Annotated in this window: 15 protein-coding genes; 4 read left to right on the plus strand and 11 right to left on the minus strand. The window is 46.5% G+C overall.

All coding sequences use genetic code 11. The features are described 5' to 3' along the window. Positions 1–38: 38 nt before the first annotated feature. The gene (locus tag AC3D28_RS20015; protein WP_488536880.1) at positions 39–578 is read left to right on the plus strand and encodes a YgjV family protein; all 540 of its coding nucleotides are present in this window, start codon (positions 39–41) and stop codon (positions 576–578) included. 111 nt (positions 579–689) lie between these two features. On the opposite strand, the gene AC3D28_RS20020 is transcribed toward AC3D28_RS20015, so the two are convergent. The 11 genes from AC3D28_RS20020 to AC3D28_RS20070 form a co-directional block, all read right to left on the minus strand. After that, a complete protein-coding gene (locus tag AC3D28_RS20020) occupies positions 690–1,859 on the minus strand; it encodes a tyrosine-type recombinase/integrase (protein WP_488536881.1) in 1,170 nt (389 codons plus the stop codon). 436 nt (positions 1,860–2,295) lie between these two features. Then, positions 2,296–3,372, minus strand: a complete 1,077-nt coding sequence (locus tag AC3D28_RS20025; protein ID WP_488536867.1) for a glycoside hydrolase family 88/105 protein — start codon at positions 3,370–3,372, stop codon at positions 2,296–2,298. Between the two features lie 12 nt (positions 3,373–3,384). Next, on the minus strand, positions 3,385–4,149 hold the full coding sequence (gene kduD / locus AC3D28_RS20030) for a 2-dehydro-3-deoxy-D-gluconate 5-dehydrogenase KduD (RefSeq protein ID WP_488536866.1): 765 nt from the start codon (positions 4,147–4,149) through the stop codon (positions 3,385–3,387). 101 nt (positions 4,150–4,250) lie between these two features. Next, the gene (gene kduI, locus AC3D28_RS20035; protein ID WP_488536865.1) at positions 4,251–5,081 is read right to left on the minus strand and encodes a 5-dehydro-4-deoxy-D-glucuronate isomerase; all 831 of its coding nucleotides are present in this window, start codon (positions 5,079–5,081) and stop codon (positions 4,251–4,253) included. A 12-nt stretch (positions 5,082–5,093) separates the two neighbouring features. Then, positions 5,094–6,248 carry an N-acetylglucosamine-6-phosphate deacetylase gene (gene nagA, locus AC3D28_RS20040; protein ID WP_488536888.1) on the minus strand — a complete coding sequence of 385 codons (1,155 nt, stop codon included), beginning with the start codon at positions 6,246–6,248 and terminating at the stop codon, positions 5,094–5,096. A 2-nt stretch (positions 6,249–6,250) separates the two neighbouring features. Further along, positions 6,251–6,688 (minus strand): PTS galactosamine/N-acetylgalactosamine transporter subunit IIA, encoded by a 438-nt coding sequence (gene agaF, locus AC3D28_RS20045; protein WP_488536864.1) that lies wholly within the window; start codon positions 6,686–6,688, stop codon positions 6,251–6,253. A 53-nt stretch (positions 6,689–6,741) separates the two neighbouring features. Beyond that, positions 6,742–7,632 (minus strand): PTS system mannose/fructose/sorbose family transporter subunit IID, encoded by an 891-nt coding sequence (locus tag AC3D28_RS20050; protein WP_488536863.1) that lies wholly within the window; start codon positions 7,630–7,632, stop codon positions 6,742–6,744. Further along, positions 7,616–8,401 (minus strand): PTS N-acetylgalactosamine transporter subunit IIC, encoded by a 786-nt coding sequence (gene agaW / locus AC3D28_RS20055; RefSeq protein ID WP_488536882.1) that lies wholly within the window; start codon positions 8,399–8,401, stop codon positions 7,616–7,618. The genes AC3D28_RS20050 and agaW overlap by 17 nt, the downstream gene beginning before the upstream one ends. A gap of 54 nt (positions 8,402–8,455) precedes the next feature. Then, positions 8,456–8,956: a PTS sugar transporter subunit IIB gene (locus AC3D28_RS20060; RefSeq protein WP_488536887.1), complete on the minus strand. Its 501-nt coding sequence runs from the start codon at positions 8,954–8,956 to the stop codon at positions 8,456–8,458. 14 nt (positions 8,957–8,970) lie between these two features. Continuing rightward, positions 8,971–10,134, minus strand: coding sequence for an SIS domain-containing protein (locus tag AC3D28_RS20065; protein WP_488536889.1), 1,164 nt, complete (start codon positions 10,132–10,134; stop codon positions 8,971–8,973). Positions 10,135–10,150: 16 nt separating this feature from the next. Beyond that, on the minus strand, positions 10,151–11,428 hold the full coding sequence (locus tag AC3D28_RS20070; protein WP_488536883.1) for a D-tagatose-bisphosphate aldolase, class II, non-catalytic subunit: 1,278 nt from the start codon (positions 11,426–11,428) through the stop codon (positions 10,151–10,153). A 728-nt stretch (positions 11,429–12,156) separates the two neighbouring features. Between AC3D28_RS20070 and AC3D28_RS20075 the strand changes: the two genes are divergently transcribed. The 3 genes from AC3D28_RS20075 (at position 12,157) to AC3D28_RS20085 (ending at position 16,142) form a co-directional block, all read left to right on the plus strand. Beyond that, complete coding sequence (locus AC3D28_RS20075) at positions 12,157–13,725, plus strand: sulfatase-like hydrolase/transferase (RefSeq protein ID WP_488536884.1); 1,569 nt, start codon at positions 12,157–12,159, stop codon at positions 13,723–13,725. 136 nt (positions 13,726–13,861) lie between these two features. After that, complete coding sequence (locus tag AC3D28_RS20080; protein WP_488536885.1) at positions 13,862–14,584, plus strand: DUF6250 domain-containing protein; 723 nt, start codon at positions 13,862–13,864, stop codon at positions 14,582–14,584. A gap of 304 nt (positions 14,585–14,888) precedes the next feature. Beyond that, positions 14,889–16,142, plus strand: coding sequence for an OprD family outer membrane porin (locus AC3D28_RS20085; RefSeq protein ID WP_488536886.1), 1,254 nt, complete (start codon positions 14,889–14,891; stop codon positions 16,140–16,142). Positions 16,143–16,182: the final 40 nt, after the last annotated feature.

The raw sequence follows: 16,182 nt of genomic DNA on the forward strand, positions 1-16,182 counted from the left end.
CGATTGGTCTTAGTGTTATATCTGTAAGGAATTGTCAGGTGGGTATTCTTTCCGAGCCGCTTTCTATCGCTCAAACCTTTGGATTAGTAAGTTTTGCTTTAGGCTTATCTACCTTTTATCAAAAAGACGATCGTCGTTTAAAGATCGTGATGTTCATTTTAAACCTCAATCATTTAACCCATTATTTGTTAATGGGCTCAGTTATTTCCGCATTAAGTTCACTACTTTCTGCCCTCAGAACGGGGACGGCTCTTTATCTAACTCCCAATAAGGTGTCACGAACATGGGCTGCGGGTGGATTTATATTAGTAAGCTCTGGCTTTGGCATTGCCATCGCCGATTCCATTTGGGATCTTTGGCCTGTATTCGGTACAGCGATTGGATCTTTTGCGGTGTTCATGTTGCAAGGTATCAAAATGCGACTCGCCTTTTTGGCAGGAGCTTGCTGTTGGCTTATCAACAACGTCTTGATCGGCTCTATTGGCGGCACATTATTGGAATTAAGCGTAATTACAGTAAATGTAATTACAATTATACGGCTGCTTCGTGAGCAAAAATATAAAGTATTGACCTCTTAGTTATTATTATGAATAAACCCCTCAGATAACCTCAAGATATTTGGCTTAACCAGAGTGACTTTAAGAAAAAGATATGACAATGTTTGACTGATATTACGCACTTTCAATAAATCAAGAACTAGTCAGATTGTACTTTCTAGCTTTTCGACTTAACGCCATTGCAGATTTTTTCACAGAGATATGCTGGCCATATCGCATTACCATAGTATCGCTTTTCCAACGCCCAGCTTGGCGAATCTGAGCCGAATTAAAACCTTGTTCGAGTAAGTCTTGAGCGGCACCAACACGGGCTGAGTGGGCACTAAAGGCGCGATACTCAACGGAACTTTTCTTTTTAGGATTTAGTGTATTCCATGTCTTTTTAAATATATTTTCGATAGAACGTGTGGTCATCTGTTTGTGGATTTTTCCATTTGTTTCAAAGTCTCTTTTCGGTTCACGTACCCGACTGAATCGACTAACTGCCCGAAAGAGATAACCTCCATCATCACGGTCAATATCAGCTTTATTCAGATACTCTTCAATCAACTCAACAGCCTCTGGGCTCAAGTACGCATACTCACTACCATCACCACTTTGATTTGTTTTGGTGAAAGGGATTTCGAGCGTGGCGCTGCCATCATTATTAATAGTAATATGCTGAACTTTTATGTTAACAATTTCAGCCGAGCGCAACATTGACTCATAAGCCACGCATAATAGAGCAACATTTCGTTTGTCCGGTAGATAGTTACTTCCTTTCCAAAGCTCAATGATACGATCCAAGTGGTGATCTTTAAACGGTGTTGCTTGTTGGATATGCTCATCTTCCCTACGGACTTTATTTTTAACGATGCCTCGCATTGTATTTTTCACTAATAGGCAACTGGTTGGGTCAGGGCAACCAGCAGCTTGATGAATGATAGAAATTGCCCAACGCTCAACATTGAGCGTATTTCTGTGACAATATTTTGCGCGAGACTTTAGATAGTCGGCTACTAGTTGCGGAGATGAGGGAAGTGAAGGTTTGTTTTTTTGTTCACACCAACTAAGGTACTTCAACCATGCTCGGTCGAGGCGAACTTGGGTAGAAGGTGCAAACATAGCTTGTTCTTTTTTAAACTCATCCAGAAAAACTCTGGCGGCCTTTTGGAAATAGGCATCGTTAGCAATGTCCTCATAATCGCTCCCTTTTCGTATAGCATCAGCAACATTATTTTTAAATGTTTCTAGATCGGGATAATTTGAACGAAAACGCCAAGAGACGCTTTCATTTCGAGAATGAGCAATCGAGCTTTTCATCCGAAATCCTTAACTGTTTATAAATCCATAGCCGTATATAATTTTATGTCTGAATAGAAGTATTATTACTACCTTTGATCGTTTATTCAACAACTTCGGAGAATGGCAGTTCTCCGAAGTTGTGAGGTAATAGATTTGGATGAGCTTATATGCTTTTTTGGTCACATTAAATTATACCTATTTTATTGCTTCGGATTCTGGAGCCTAACAGTGTTACACTGTCACAAAGTAATGGCGGATAAAATTCCTTACAACGCTTTTTGTGATGCTTAGATGCTTAAAACTTTGAACGAGTCTATAAAATATATTCCTATCATTTCCGTTAATAAAATTACCTGGCTAAAGAAAGATATAATTTCAATATTAATTAAAACTCAATACCATAAAAAAACGGCGCCATTGGCGCCGCTCTCTCTTTCCCGTCAGTGCTGCGTAATTAAGCCAGCTTCGACACTTCAATCGCCGCCAAAATAAACGCCCCAGCCCCGTAATCGATATTGTGCTCAAACTGCACATCACGCGGGTTAAACGCCGGCAACTGTACCCAGCCAATCATGCCGTTGTCGTGAATCGCCGTTTCTAACGCCGCCCACGCTTTTTGTACGATTGGCAGGTAAATAGCTTCATCGAGAAAACCTTGGTTTATCCCCCACGACAGACCGAAAGTGAACAGCGCGGTCGCGCTCGATTCTGGTGCCGGGAACGAGTCCGGATCCAATAAGCTGGCACGCCAGAAGCCATCGTCGTGTTGGTATTTCACCACTTCTTTGGCCAGGTTAACGAATAAGGTGCGGTAGCACTCGCGCTCGTCAAAGTGCTCTGGCAAACGCTCGAGGATGCGTGGCACGGCGGCGAGCATCCAGCCAAGACCTCGTGACCAAAACACTTTTTCACCATTGGCTTCACGAAACTCGCTGCCACCATCGCCAAATTCGTTGCGGTACTTTTGCCCCACTTCGGTTGGCATATAACGGTAGTCACGGTAATACAGACCCGTGTCAGCATCGTACAGGTGATTCACCGAGTCCCAGAACGCGGTGTGCATGTAGTTGACGTATTTGTCGTCACCCGTTTCACGCGACAGTGCCGCAAACGCCGGCGGGGCCATGAATAGGGAATCCACCCACCACCAGTCGCGGTGACCCGGTTTCGGATCGTTGACCATGATGTCCAACGCTTTGATGGTCGGCTCAAGTGCTTCTGGTACGTTAACGGTTGGGTACACGTCTAGGTACGCCTGTGTGCATACGTGGTCGTCGGCGAAGCGCGGGAACGCGCCAGTACGAAAACCGGTGTGCAGGGTGTAGTTCATCACCCCGTCAAGGTACTCTTGGTCTTCGGTCGCTTTCCAAGCGGCGGCGACGGTAGACCAAAAGACACCGCGCTCCCAGTCGGTGTCTTTGATGAAGCGCGTGGCGCCGCTGCGGCGGATCACGCTGCGCGTTTGGTTCGCCGCTTGATAGCGATAAACGCGTTTCATCTGATCCAGTACCTGCGCTTTATTCAGTGTCATGTCGACTCCTTATTAGCGAGCGAGCCAACCGCCATCGACCGCGAGGGTGTAGCCAGTGACGTAGTTTGAGGCTTCTGAAGCGAGGAAGGTGACCGGGCCTTGCATGTCCGTTGGCAGACCCCAACGACCCGCAGGAATACGCTCTAAGATCGCTTGGTTGCGCTCAGCGTCAGCACGCAGGGCTTGAGTGTTGTTGGTCGCCATGTAACCTGGGGCAATGGCGTTGACTTGGATGTTGTGACCAGACAGCTCGGTTGCCAATGCGCGAGTGATGCCCATGACGGCCGATTTTGATGCCGTGTAAGAGATCACGCGGATACCGCCTTGGAACGACAGCATGGAGGCGATGTTGATGATTTTGCCGCCTGACTGTTGCGCGATGAAGTGTTTCGCCACCGCTTGAGAGAGGAACACGACGGCTTTTTGGTTGATGGCGATCACGTCGTCCCAGTTCTCTTCTGAGAAATCAATTAGGTCTTCACGACGGATGATCCCCGCGTTGTTGACTAAGATATCAACGCGACCCATGGTTTCAACCGCTTGGTCGACGATCTCTGTCAGCGCGGCCTTGCTTGAGTTGGCGATCAGGTTGGCGTTGATGTATTCAAAGCGGCGACCTTCGGCTTCGATCATCGCTTTGGTTTCTGGTGCGTCAACGTAACCAATGCCTAACACGTCAGCGCCGGCTTTCGCCAGGCCCACTGCCATACCTTGGCCCAGACCAGTATCACAACCCGTTACAATCGCGACTTTTCCAGTTAAATCGAATATTTTCATGATGTGTTTCCTTTAAAATTGCTCTCAAGCTCGGTTGTCATCGAGGGATGAGCGTGAGAGCCTGTATTGATATCAAGAATGGAAGTCAGGCAAAGCCGGACTTATCGTAGATCTGACATGGCTACGTGGTCCATGTCATCAAAGGTCTGGTTTTCACCACACATCGACCAAATAAATGAGTAGGCAGCCGTCCCCACGCCAGAGTGAATAGACCAACTTGGTGAAATTACGGCTTGTTTTTCGCGCATCACGATGTGACGCGTTTCAGTTGGCTCACCCATGTAGTGGAACACGACGTTGTCATCACTCATATCAAAGTACAAGTACACTTCCATGCGGCGCTCGTGCGTATGACATGGCATGGTGTTCCACAATGAGCCCGGATGCAGCTGGGTCAGGCCCATGGTCAACTGACACGTTGGCAGTACCGAGGGGACGAGGTATTTATTGATGGTGCGCACGTTGCAGTTTTCTGCGTTACCCAGAGTGACCTTTTCCGCCTCATCTAGGGTAATTTTGCGCGTTGGGTACGCATGATGCGCCGGGGTGGAGTTCATATAGAACTGCGCCGGAGCACTGGCATCAACGCTTTCAAACGTGACGTCTTTGGCGCCCATACCAATGTAGAGGGCTTCGCGCGGGGCAATGGCATATACTTCGCCGTCTACGGTAACTTTACCCGCTTGACCGAGGTTGATCAGACCCAGTTCACGACGCTGCAGAAAGTACTCCACACCTAACGCTTTACCCGCGGCTAAAGCAAGCGGACTTTGCATGGGTACAATCCCACCAAAGATGATGCGATCGATGTGAGAATAGGTCAGTGTTATCTCACCGCTCACAAATACCGAATCGACAAGAAACTGTTCACGCAGCTCAGCGGTATCGAGCGTTTTCGCGTGTGTACTGTGAATGGGTTGACGAATATCCATTAGGAAACCTCATTATTCTTTAATTTCAAATGCCCACTGCCCTTGGATTAAGGTGCGGTGAACGCGCAGTTGATCGTCCATGACGACCAAACTGGCATCGAAACCTGCGGCAATCGACCCCAAGCGGTGGTCGAGCCCTAGGTAACGAGCGGGTACCAAGGTGCTCATTTGCACGGCTTCCCAAAGGGGAACCCCGGCATCAAACACCATGGTACGTAAGGCTTTATCCAGACTGCAGGTACTCCCAGCCAAGGAGCCGTCTTCAGTCACGGCGTTGCCGTCGGTAACGGTGACGGTTTGCGCACCTAACACGTAATCCCCGTCTGGCATGCCACCGGCACGCATACAGTCGGTGATCAGGGCTATTTTCTCGTGTCCTTTTATACGGTACGCCAGATTCATCATCACCGGATTGACGTGCACGCCATCGGCGATGATTTCGGCCAGCATATCGTGGTATAACACCGCGCCAGAACAACCTGGCTCACGGTGATGCAACCCCAACATGCCATTAAATAAATGCACGCCACAGTCAACACCATGCTGATGCGCTTCGGTCACCTGTTCAAATGTGGCACTGGTGTGCGCCACGCTGACTTTGATCCCCTGCGCCACTAACCAGTCAATCACCGCCATCGATCCTTCGTACTCCGGTGCTAAAGCGACGCGCAGTAAACTATCACCGGCCGTGGCTTTTAACTGCTCAAGTTCATCTAATGTGGCCGCTTTTAAAAATCGCGTGGGATGGGAGCCACGGAACGGTTCGGTAAAATATGGTCCTTCTAAGAAAGAGCCCACCAATTCCGCGCCGCTTTGCTTTTCTTGTTGCATGAACGATTTCACGCCACGGAGCGCGGCTTGGATTTCATCCATGGGCGCGGTCACGGTGGTACCACACCAGGCGACAACGCCAGTTTCTGGCAAGGCATCGCTGATGGTTTGCAACGCCTGAGGCGTCGCATCCATCACATCACAGCCAGCACGACCATGAATGTGAATGTCGACAAAGCCTGCCATCAAAGATTGGCCCTCAAGGCGAATGACCTCGCAGTCACTAGGCACAGTCTTCGTGACCGACTCAATTTTACCGCCATTGACGATAACCGCCCTATCGAGCTCGACCCCTTGAGGAGTGAACACTTTGTCGGCTAATAAAGCAAAACGCATCATTACAGGCCGTCGTCGTCGTCAACCGTGGTCGCACTGATTTTCGCGATAGCCTGACGCATGGATTGCATCGTAGAACCGCCGATCTCCAAGATCGTTTCTACCAAATCATCTAAGTTGCTGCCATCACGCTCAAAAGCGGCATTGGCAATCATTGCTAAGTTCACACCGGCAATGATTTCCACGCTTGGAGTATCGAGCATGATGTTCATCGCGCGGTTGCACGGTGAGCCACCGACAACGTCACACAAAAACAGAACCCCATCACCCGTGTGGACCGCTTGAGCGGCTTGACGTAAATCGGCTTCCAAATCGTCGGTAGACATCGACTCTACGAAGTCCACGAACTTAAACTGTTCTTGCTCACCCGCGATGGCTTGGAATGCCGACTGCATACCGGTTGCGAAATTGATGTGGCCTGAAACAACAATACCAATCATGTAAAATTCCTTAAAAAAACAAGGGGAAGTACGCACCTCCCCTTTGGTCAAACTTAGAGAATACCGAGGTAATGGCCTACGACACCAAAGGCAAGCGTGCCAAAAATCAGTACCGGTGGTTTAGCAAAGAACCCTTTGCCGCGCACCATTTTGAACATGAAGAACACCAATGCCAGTGGCAGTAGGTTCGGCATGATTTTGTCAAACAAGTCGGCTTGTAACGATACCGCTTTACCGCCCATCTCGAGCTCTAACGTGGTATTGACTTTGATGAAGGTGGCCGTCAAGGCCCCAATCACAAACAGACCCATGATATTGGCGGCGCGCGCTAACTTCTCGGTCACGCCACTCATAGCGCTCATCGCTTTCGCGCCCGCGTTATAGCCAAGGAACATCAAACCAAAATACGCTAAGAAGTGTGGGATTTGGTAAAGAACGAAGAACACAAACGGACCAGCAATAGACCCATCAGCGGCAATCGCGGCGCCCAGAGCCAAGGTCAATGGCATTAGCGTCATATGGTCAAGTGCATCACCAATCCCACCTAAAGGCCCCAGACCCGCCACTTTTACGGCGTTGATGGTGCTTGGTTTTTCTTTGTTCTCTTCCATCGCCACCGATAGGCCTAGCAAGAAGGTGAACAGTTTTGGCGAGCTGTTGAAGAACTGAAGGTGGTTCTTCATCGAAGTCGAAAAGTCACGTTTGTTGTTACCGTGAATTTTTTTCAGCGCTGGGATCATCGAGTACGCGTAACCGCCAGCCTGCATACGTTCGAAGTTGAAGTTGCCTTCCATGAACAGACCACGTAGCGCGCACATCACAAGCTCACGCTTGGTGATGACTTTACGCACTTCGCTGTCTTGGTATGCATCTATCTCGTCAGTGAAACGTTCTGCTTGCTCCGCTTCTTTTGGAAGTGTGTCTATATTAGATACCGTCGTCATCGTAATTCTCACTTTGCACAGAGTTATTGCTTGCGACTGTTTCGGCTTGGTTGCCAGTCATGAAGTAGTAAAGGACCGCGGCTGAGCCACCGAGTACTGCCACCGCCATGATTGGCAGTTTCAGATACGTGGTCATCACGAAACCAATGAAGAAGATCCCCGCCATTTCTTTGTTCCACATCACTTTGAGAAGCATGGCAAAACCGATAGCTGGTACCATTTTCGCGCCGATACCCAAACCTTCGAGTAGCATGGTTGGTGCGTTTTCATCAATCCACTGCGCCGCGTGCTCACCAAAGTAAACTGTGATGAACGCGACCACTGAGTACATGGTGGCACGAGCGGTCAAAATGCTGATCAATAAGAAGTCAATACCGCGAGAATCACCACGCTCGGCGCAGTCGTCCGCTTTACCCATGGCAAACGATGACATAGCGAAGAAACCGATGATCAACATCTGCATCATAACTGCGATCGGCATGCCCACACCCATCGCAATTTCAGGGGATTGGTTAGTCATGATGGCAAACGCCACCGCGGCAATCGTCCCCATGGTCACATCTGGCGGCTGAGCCCCCGCGTTTGGCACTAAGCCAAGCCACGCTAATTCAAGGACCGCACCAGTCATCAGACCCAATTCAAGATCACCCATGATAAGACCGATAACCGGACCGGTGATCAGCGGACGGTGAATGTTCAAGGCAACATCGTATTTGTCGATACCACACAGGAACGCCCACGCCGCAACAAGCATTGCTTCAAATAGCATTCTCTCTTCCTTAATCAGAGCCGGGATAGGTTTCCCTATCTCGGCGGTTGAAAATTACGCGCTCGCTGTCGCCAGCTCTAACACCTCGACCGGATCTTGGTCAGGCGTGTTTTGGATAGTGGATTCCACATTGCATGCCGCTATGCGCTCAAACGCGGCAATGTCCTTGTCATCGACTGAAACGGTTTTAGTGATTTGTCTTTTACCTTCGTGGAAGTGCATGTTGCCCACGTTCACGTTTTTGATTGGTACTCCGCCTTCAATCAGACGTGCCACATCCGTTGGGTTTGAGCATACGATGAAGATTTTTTGCTCTGGTTTGGCTTTGCCAATAATGGCACACAGCTTGTCGACGGAGTAAAACGAGGTTTTGAACTCACCGCCGGCTGAAGCGCGCATCGCCGCTTGAGAAAAATCAGCCGTTGGGCCTTCGGCCACATCGTCGTTGCACACGATACAAGTGTTGGCGCCAGAGGCAGGCATCCAAGTGATTTTCACTTGACCGTGCAATAGACGCTCGTCGATTCGACACCATACGATATTCGCAGACATAATATTGAAACCCTCAGTTATTCTTCAAATTGGTGGATGGTCACGCCTTGCACGACACGGTTGACTTCGCCCGTTGGGCAGGGATTATCCGGTGTAATGTCTAGTGCTAGCGACTGGAAGAATGAGTACACCTGAGCCACAATTAGGTATGGGAAAATCAACTCGACGTCACAAGCTGCTTCTAGACCTTCAATATGAATGTAATGGCCTTCAGTAACGACATCATCTAATTGCGCAGTAACAGCAACCACTTGTAGTGCTTGGTCATCACGACGTAATTCTGTCAGTAGGTCTAGATCGTATTGACGTGTGTATGGGTCATTTGAGATATACACCATGATCAACGTTTCACCGTCAATGATCGACTTAGGACCGTGACGGAAACCAAGTGGCGAGTCGTACATAGCGACCACTTTACCCGCCGTTAGCTCTAGTAGTTTTAGAGATGACTCTTGAGCCAGACCTTGGAAGCCACCAGAACCTAGGTAAATCACACGCTTTGCATTTTTCGCAATGATGTCACGAATTGGTGCACAAACGTCTTGGATGAGTTTTTTAGATTGCTCGCATACTTTTTCGAGGTCTTTTGAATCAACGCTTTTGAACGTTAAGAATGAGAATGCCGCCATCATCATTGAAGAGAACGAAGAGGTCATCGCGAATGACTTATCGTTGGTTTCCGCTGGCATTAATACCGCGAGTGAACGCTCATCGCTTTGACAGCGATTGTAAAGCTGGCCTTCTGCATTACAGGTCACCACAAGGTGGAAACAATCTGACAATACTTTGGAAGCCAAATCAACTGCATGCACAGATTCAGGCGAGTTGCCTGAACGAGCGAATGAAACTAACAGTGTTGGGACATCTTCAGCGAAATAATTGGCTGGGTTTGAAACGATATCTGTCGTTGCGATCGCTTCTACACGGCAGTTCAGCTCTTTCGATAAGATCGGCGCTAACGCTTTACCTGCAAACGCAGACGTACCTGCACCAGTCATAACAATGCGTAGGTTATTTTTTGCAAATAATGGCGAAAGAAACGCTTCTGCTTGTGCACGACACTCATTTACAATTGAAAGCGTTTGTAGCCAGCAATCCGGCTGCTGTTCAATTTCTTTCGCTGTCCAAAAACCCTTATTTGTTTCTAGTGCAGCAACTTCAATGCCTAGGTGTTTCATAATTTGTTCACTCGTATAATTAGAACTTACAAGCACGTGCGTAGATCTCTAGCACGGTCTTTTGAATTTTGTTGATAACAAATGCTTTCGGATTGTTTTCGATATCGCCGCTACGCAGTGCCGCGTAACCTTCTGGAAGGTATTGGCTCGCCAATGCGAGTGGCAAACCATCTTTTAAGTTGGCAAACAGTTTGTCTACGGCAGCTTGGATAGTTTCATCTGCCCAGTAGTAGCGGATGCGGTCAGATAGAGAGTAAGAACGTGCAAATTTTTGCTCTGTTTCATTACCGTGGTAGTACTTCGACCAATTATCTGACTTCGCTAACATTACGGACTCGATAACGTCACGTAAGTTAGAACGCTGTTCAACTGGGAGCATCTCATCTTCGATAGCACATAAGCCATACAAGGCTTCACGCATCGCAAAGGTAAGTTGTGGACCCACTTTCAAAATCGCAAAGTGATCGCGAACTAATAAACCGTAATTTTCTGGAGATTGGTAGTCGGTTGAGTGTGCTTCAAAAAGCATGTTTTCAAACTCGTTAACCACTTTTGATAGCTTCGCTGCAGGCTCTGGTTTGTAATCAATCACGCTAGAGTGATCAAACTCAACAGCTGGCTGCACAACCAAGCCAACTACGCGATCCCAACAATCAAGACTAACAGCGGCAAACGCATCCTGATGCGCTTTAATGGTTTTACGAGCGGCTTCTGGTGAGGTCGGCTGTACTTCATGAAGATCTTCAGCTTCACCACCAGGCACTGGTACTTCTGTACCAATAACGTAAGTCAGTGCACTTGCAGAGCCAAAGTTTTTCACTGCTGTTGCTTCTGCAATTTTCGCTAAGCGAGCAGCACGTTTAGCTACGATCTCATCCGTTAGTGGCACAGGATCGTCAGAACAAGACATAGAACAGTCGAGATGGATTTTAGTAAAGCCTGCAGCTACGTAAGTTTCAATAAGAACGTCCGCTTTCGCCATTGCTTCATCAGCAGGCTCACCTTGCCAACGGTTAGGCCCTAAGTGATCACCACCAAGAATTAAATTCTCAGAATTAAAACCGTGTTCATCCGCCAAGTGCAGCACAAAATCACGAAAATCAGCAGGTAACATACCTGTGTAGCCGCCGAATTGATCAACTTGGTTTGAAGTTGCTTCAATCAAAAGCGGAGATTGATCTTTGTTTGCTTGCAGAATAGCCGCTTCAAGAACAAGAGGGTGAGCAGAACATACGGAATAAATACCGTTTTCGTTACCAGCTTTATGCTGTTTTACGATGTTCAAAAGAGTTGTCATGTAATCACTCCAAAGTGGATCAATTCGGTATAAGTCTTACTCGACATCACCATGGAGTTCGAACACGAAAGGGCACACGTTAAGAACGTTTTAAAAACAATGACGATTTCAAGTACGTCATACCCATCCAGATTGCACACTTGCACCTACTTCAGATGAAAGGCCATAGTAATATCGAGTCCATTTGTCATGACTACAACGCAGGAAAATTACTCAAGTAATGTGTATGTCCGACGCTGTAGTTCCAGAATTACTGTGCAACCCTCATTTTCAATAGCGCGATACCCTAATTAAAAATGTGATAGTGGATAAACACTTGAGAGGTAAAATCGAAAGTAGAAATTCATCCCGTTCAATACATCTCTTTAGTTATTCTGTGACAACAAACTTTCATTGTGTTTCGAATTGGATGTTACATAAAAAAACGAAAGCATTGCAACGAAAACTCTCTTTTTTTTGACGGCTTTCACATATTCTTTCAATACCTTTCGAGTTGATGTTTAAAATCAATACAAAACGATAATAAAAAGCTATATGAAGAGATGTATAGATAAAAAGACAAAATAAGATTGTAATAATAGTTTTTTTTACTTTGCATTGTTTAATTATCAACTTTTGTGATCTATCACTTCGACATAACACTTTCGAATATTTACGATATTAATTATAAACCCCAATTTAGAAAGCAAGTCGCTTGCAATTTAAAATATTGACAAGAGGAAACCATCATGTCTGTTTCACGTCGAGACCTATTGAAAGGGATTGCTGCTACAAGTGTTGTCGCTACAACGGCTGCTTGTTCTTCAATTTCTTCAAAAGGTACCGCTCCTGCAATGAGTCAGGATAAAAACCAAAACAAAACAAAGAAGCCAAACTTATTGGTTATTTTTCCTGATGAGTGTCGTACCCAATCATTAGGCTATATGGGGATGGACAAACACACGATAACGCCAAACATTAACCGCATGGCTCGTGAAGGTGTGGTTCTCGACCAAACCATCTCAAACTTTCCGTTGTGTACGCCAGCACGTGGCATGTTCATGACTGGTCAATACCCTTACCGTAACGGTATTCATGGCAACTGCCACACGCCTGAAGAAGGCAACTTTGCTGGTTCTGATTTTGGTGTAGAGCTAAAAGCGAACGCGATTTGTTGGTCAGATGTGCTTAAAAAGCAAGGCTACTCACTTGGGTATTTAGGAAAATGGCATCTAGATTGTCCAAAACCACCATTTGTTCCGTCTTACAATAACCCACTAGGCGGACGTTACTGGAATGACTGGACACCGCCATCACATCGCCATAGCTTTGATTGGTGGTATTCATACGGTACTTATGACCTTCATATGAATCCAATTTACTGGACAAATGACACACCACGTGAAGCGCCATTAAAAATCAACCAATGGTCACCAGAGCACGAAGCAGACATGGCGATCAAATATCTACGGAATGAGGGTGGTCAATACCGTAGTGAGGAAGACCCATTTGCACTGGTTGTGTCTATGAACCCACCTCACTCTCCTTATGATCAAGTACCTGAAAAATACTTAGAGCGTTTTAAGGGGAAAACCTCACGAGAGATGAACGATCGACCGAATGTGGATTGGGATAAGGAGTATTTAGAAGGCTATGGCCCAGACTTCTACAAAGAATACTTAGCAATGATTAATGGTGTCGACGAACAAATTGGCCGCATTGTAGATGAGCTTGACCGCCTTAACTTAGCCGAAGATACCCTAGTTGTCTTCTTCTCAGATCACGGCTGCTGTCTTGGCGCCAACGGTGAACCAACGAAAAACGTGATTTATGAAGAGTCCGTTCGCATTCCTATGATTTTCCGCTGGAAAGGCAACCTTATGCCAATACAAGATGACCTTCTCTTCTCTATCCCTGATTTGTTCCCAACCATGCTGGGTCTTATGGGATTAGACACTGAAATCCCAGATACGGTAGAAGGCACCAACTACGCCAAGACCGTTCAAGGCGAAAAAGGCGATGAACGGGCTACCTCACAGCTCTACGTAAAATCGCCATATGGCGCCCCATCTTATGGAAAGCGCGGGGTTCGTACTGACCGCTACACACTGCAAGCAACCCGTAAGATCGGAAAACCGATTGAATATTTGTTGTTTGATAACGTCGCCGATCCATACCAAATGAAAAACATCGCCAATGAACATCCGGAGCTCGTCGAACAGCTAGTACAAACCGAGCTTATGCCTTGGTTAGAGCACACGGGGGACTCTTGGCGCCCAACCGAAGTTCCGATTTCTGTATTAAACGCTTATACCTAATACGTGTTGCTATACCCACGTCTCTTAAAGTCACTTGGGTATATAAATAAAGCCAGCGCCGTGCTGGCTTTTCTTTTCGCCAACCTCAGCAGTTAACAATGTTTACTTGTTCTGATGACTCCATTTTTGAGGCCGTATGATGAAACAAAAACTCACCTTACTCCTGACAGCTCTAAGCTTTTCATTACCTTCGTTTTCTTTTGACTTCGATAGTCCACAACAATTAATAAAAACGCATGGCACATTGGTTCACAATGACACGTTCGACAACGATCTGGAAAACTGGGTCGTAGAAATGACCGATGTATCACATACCGAAATTAAAAATGAGGCACTGGATATTGATGATGGGAACGGCACTACCGTGTGGTTCAAACACGATATTAATACCCCTTCAGTCATTGAATTTGATGGCATGGTGGTCGTAAAGGGTGGCCCTAACGACCGAGGCACGGATCTGAACTGGTTTTGGATGGCACAAGATCCGTATTCAAAAAGCTTTTTTGAAAAATCACAATGGCGAGCGGGTGACATGCGTAAATACGACTCAATGCGACTCTATTACATCGGCTACGGCGCTAACGATAACTCGACAACCCGATTCCGTCGCTATGCTGGAGATGGTAAGCGCCCTCTCCTTCCTGAATACGATGTCTCAGCGAAAGAGTTCATGAATGTACCAAATACATATACCAACATAAAAATTATCAATTTAGATGATCGGATATACGTATACGCTAATGATAAGCAACTTTATGAAATTAAAGATGACGCACAATTTAAATCCGGTAAATTTGGTTTCCGAACTTGGAAGAGTCACCTTAAAATTGACAACTTTAAAGTATACACATTGAACTAGACAATCCTATAAAATCACTGACGTCTGGACACTTGTTCGTGCGTCAGTAACTCAGCATCATCACATCGCTTCTCTAGATGGTTAAAGTAAGTTTCTTGACGATACTTATTCTCCTGATGATTACTACCTGCCTTATTTATAAATAAAGATTAATATCTCATTTTCGATTAATTCTTTTATGGTTGTTTTTATTTTCGTGCAATCAATCACGAAAGACTATGAAAGCCACTGGTAAGATTAAGAAACTTTTTCCCCTTACTATTCCACCCCACACTCTAAAGTGGACATTGGAGCTGAACTTTTTATGGCACGTAAACATCAACCGACCATTTGCGCACGAGCGGTGAAACTGACCCTAGGTAGCGCACTCTTATCTAGTATATTGGCAGTCCCTGCTATTGCTAATGCCTCAATTTTAAGCCAAGCCTATAAAGAGGCAACCACAAACGACAAAATCATCGTATCGATGGTGAACTACTATAAATCGGCACACCGTTGGGATAGCGACGTCAAATACTTTGATGAGAACGGTAAGTACCAACAAGACAAATTTGGTCATCACACGCAGGCGGAGTGGAGTCAATCTGTCGGTATGTTCTATAACTCCGGCAAAATCAACCTTGGTGACAGCCCACTTAAAATGAACCTCAACCTTGGCTACTCACATGTGTTTGAGCTAGATAGCCAATACCCTGGGGGGATGAGCAATTGGCGCGGTGGGCAAAAACTGCTTGCAAACAAAGACTGTGTCTGGACTGGGGGAGAACCACTTAAAGGCCAGTACAAATGTTACGACGTAGAAGGATTCGGTAAAGTGCCAATGGCGAATGCCAAGTTTTACTGGAAAGGCGGTAACTTAACTGTCGGTGACGGCTTTTTCAATACCGGCATGATCACCACAGCAGCTGCAGATGACGCGGCGCTGTCGAGTTACCGTGGAGTCATGGTTCGCCATAGATGGAACAATTACCGTTTTGATGGTGCATACGTCACTGGCTTTATGGATGGTTTAGGCGACAAAATGGGCGATCTAACGACTAACAGTAATTACTATGACCCGTACCCTAATACTTACGACTACCTTTACACCGGACGCATCGATTACCGCGCAGGCCGTGATTGGGGTTACGTCTTCTCTTATGGTGAAGCACAAGATTACTTACGTCGCTTCCATACCAACATCTGGATGAATCATATGATCACGCCAGAAACCAAGTTACATTTAAAAGCGCAATACTATTACAACAAAGCCGCCGGTGATCTTTGGCAAAAAGACGTAGAAAGAGAGGTCGCAGCCTTTGATGACCATGCCTATCTAATTGCCTATCATGGTGAACTGGAAAGAGATGCATGGGGCTTGTGGTATGGTTACCACACCGTTGATGCGCCAAGAGCACGTGATGGAAAAGGTGGCTTCTCTTACGGATTTGGTGCTGCGAAAGGATACTTGAACCTTGCAACCTCACCGGGGTACTCCTCTTTCCGTAGTGACGGTGGCCAAGCTCACGTAGTGGGTATTTCATACGACTTCCGCCATATCGGTTTACCTCACCTTTAAACTGGCTTACCGTTACCATTGGGAAAGAAAACCAGTACGC

It is taken from the genome of Vibrio sp. TAP-3B, from assembly GCF_057784735.1.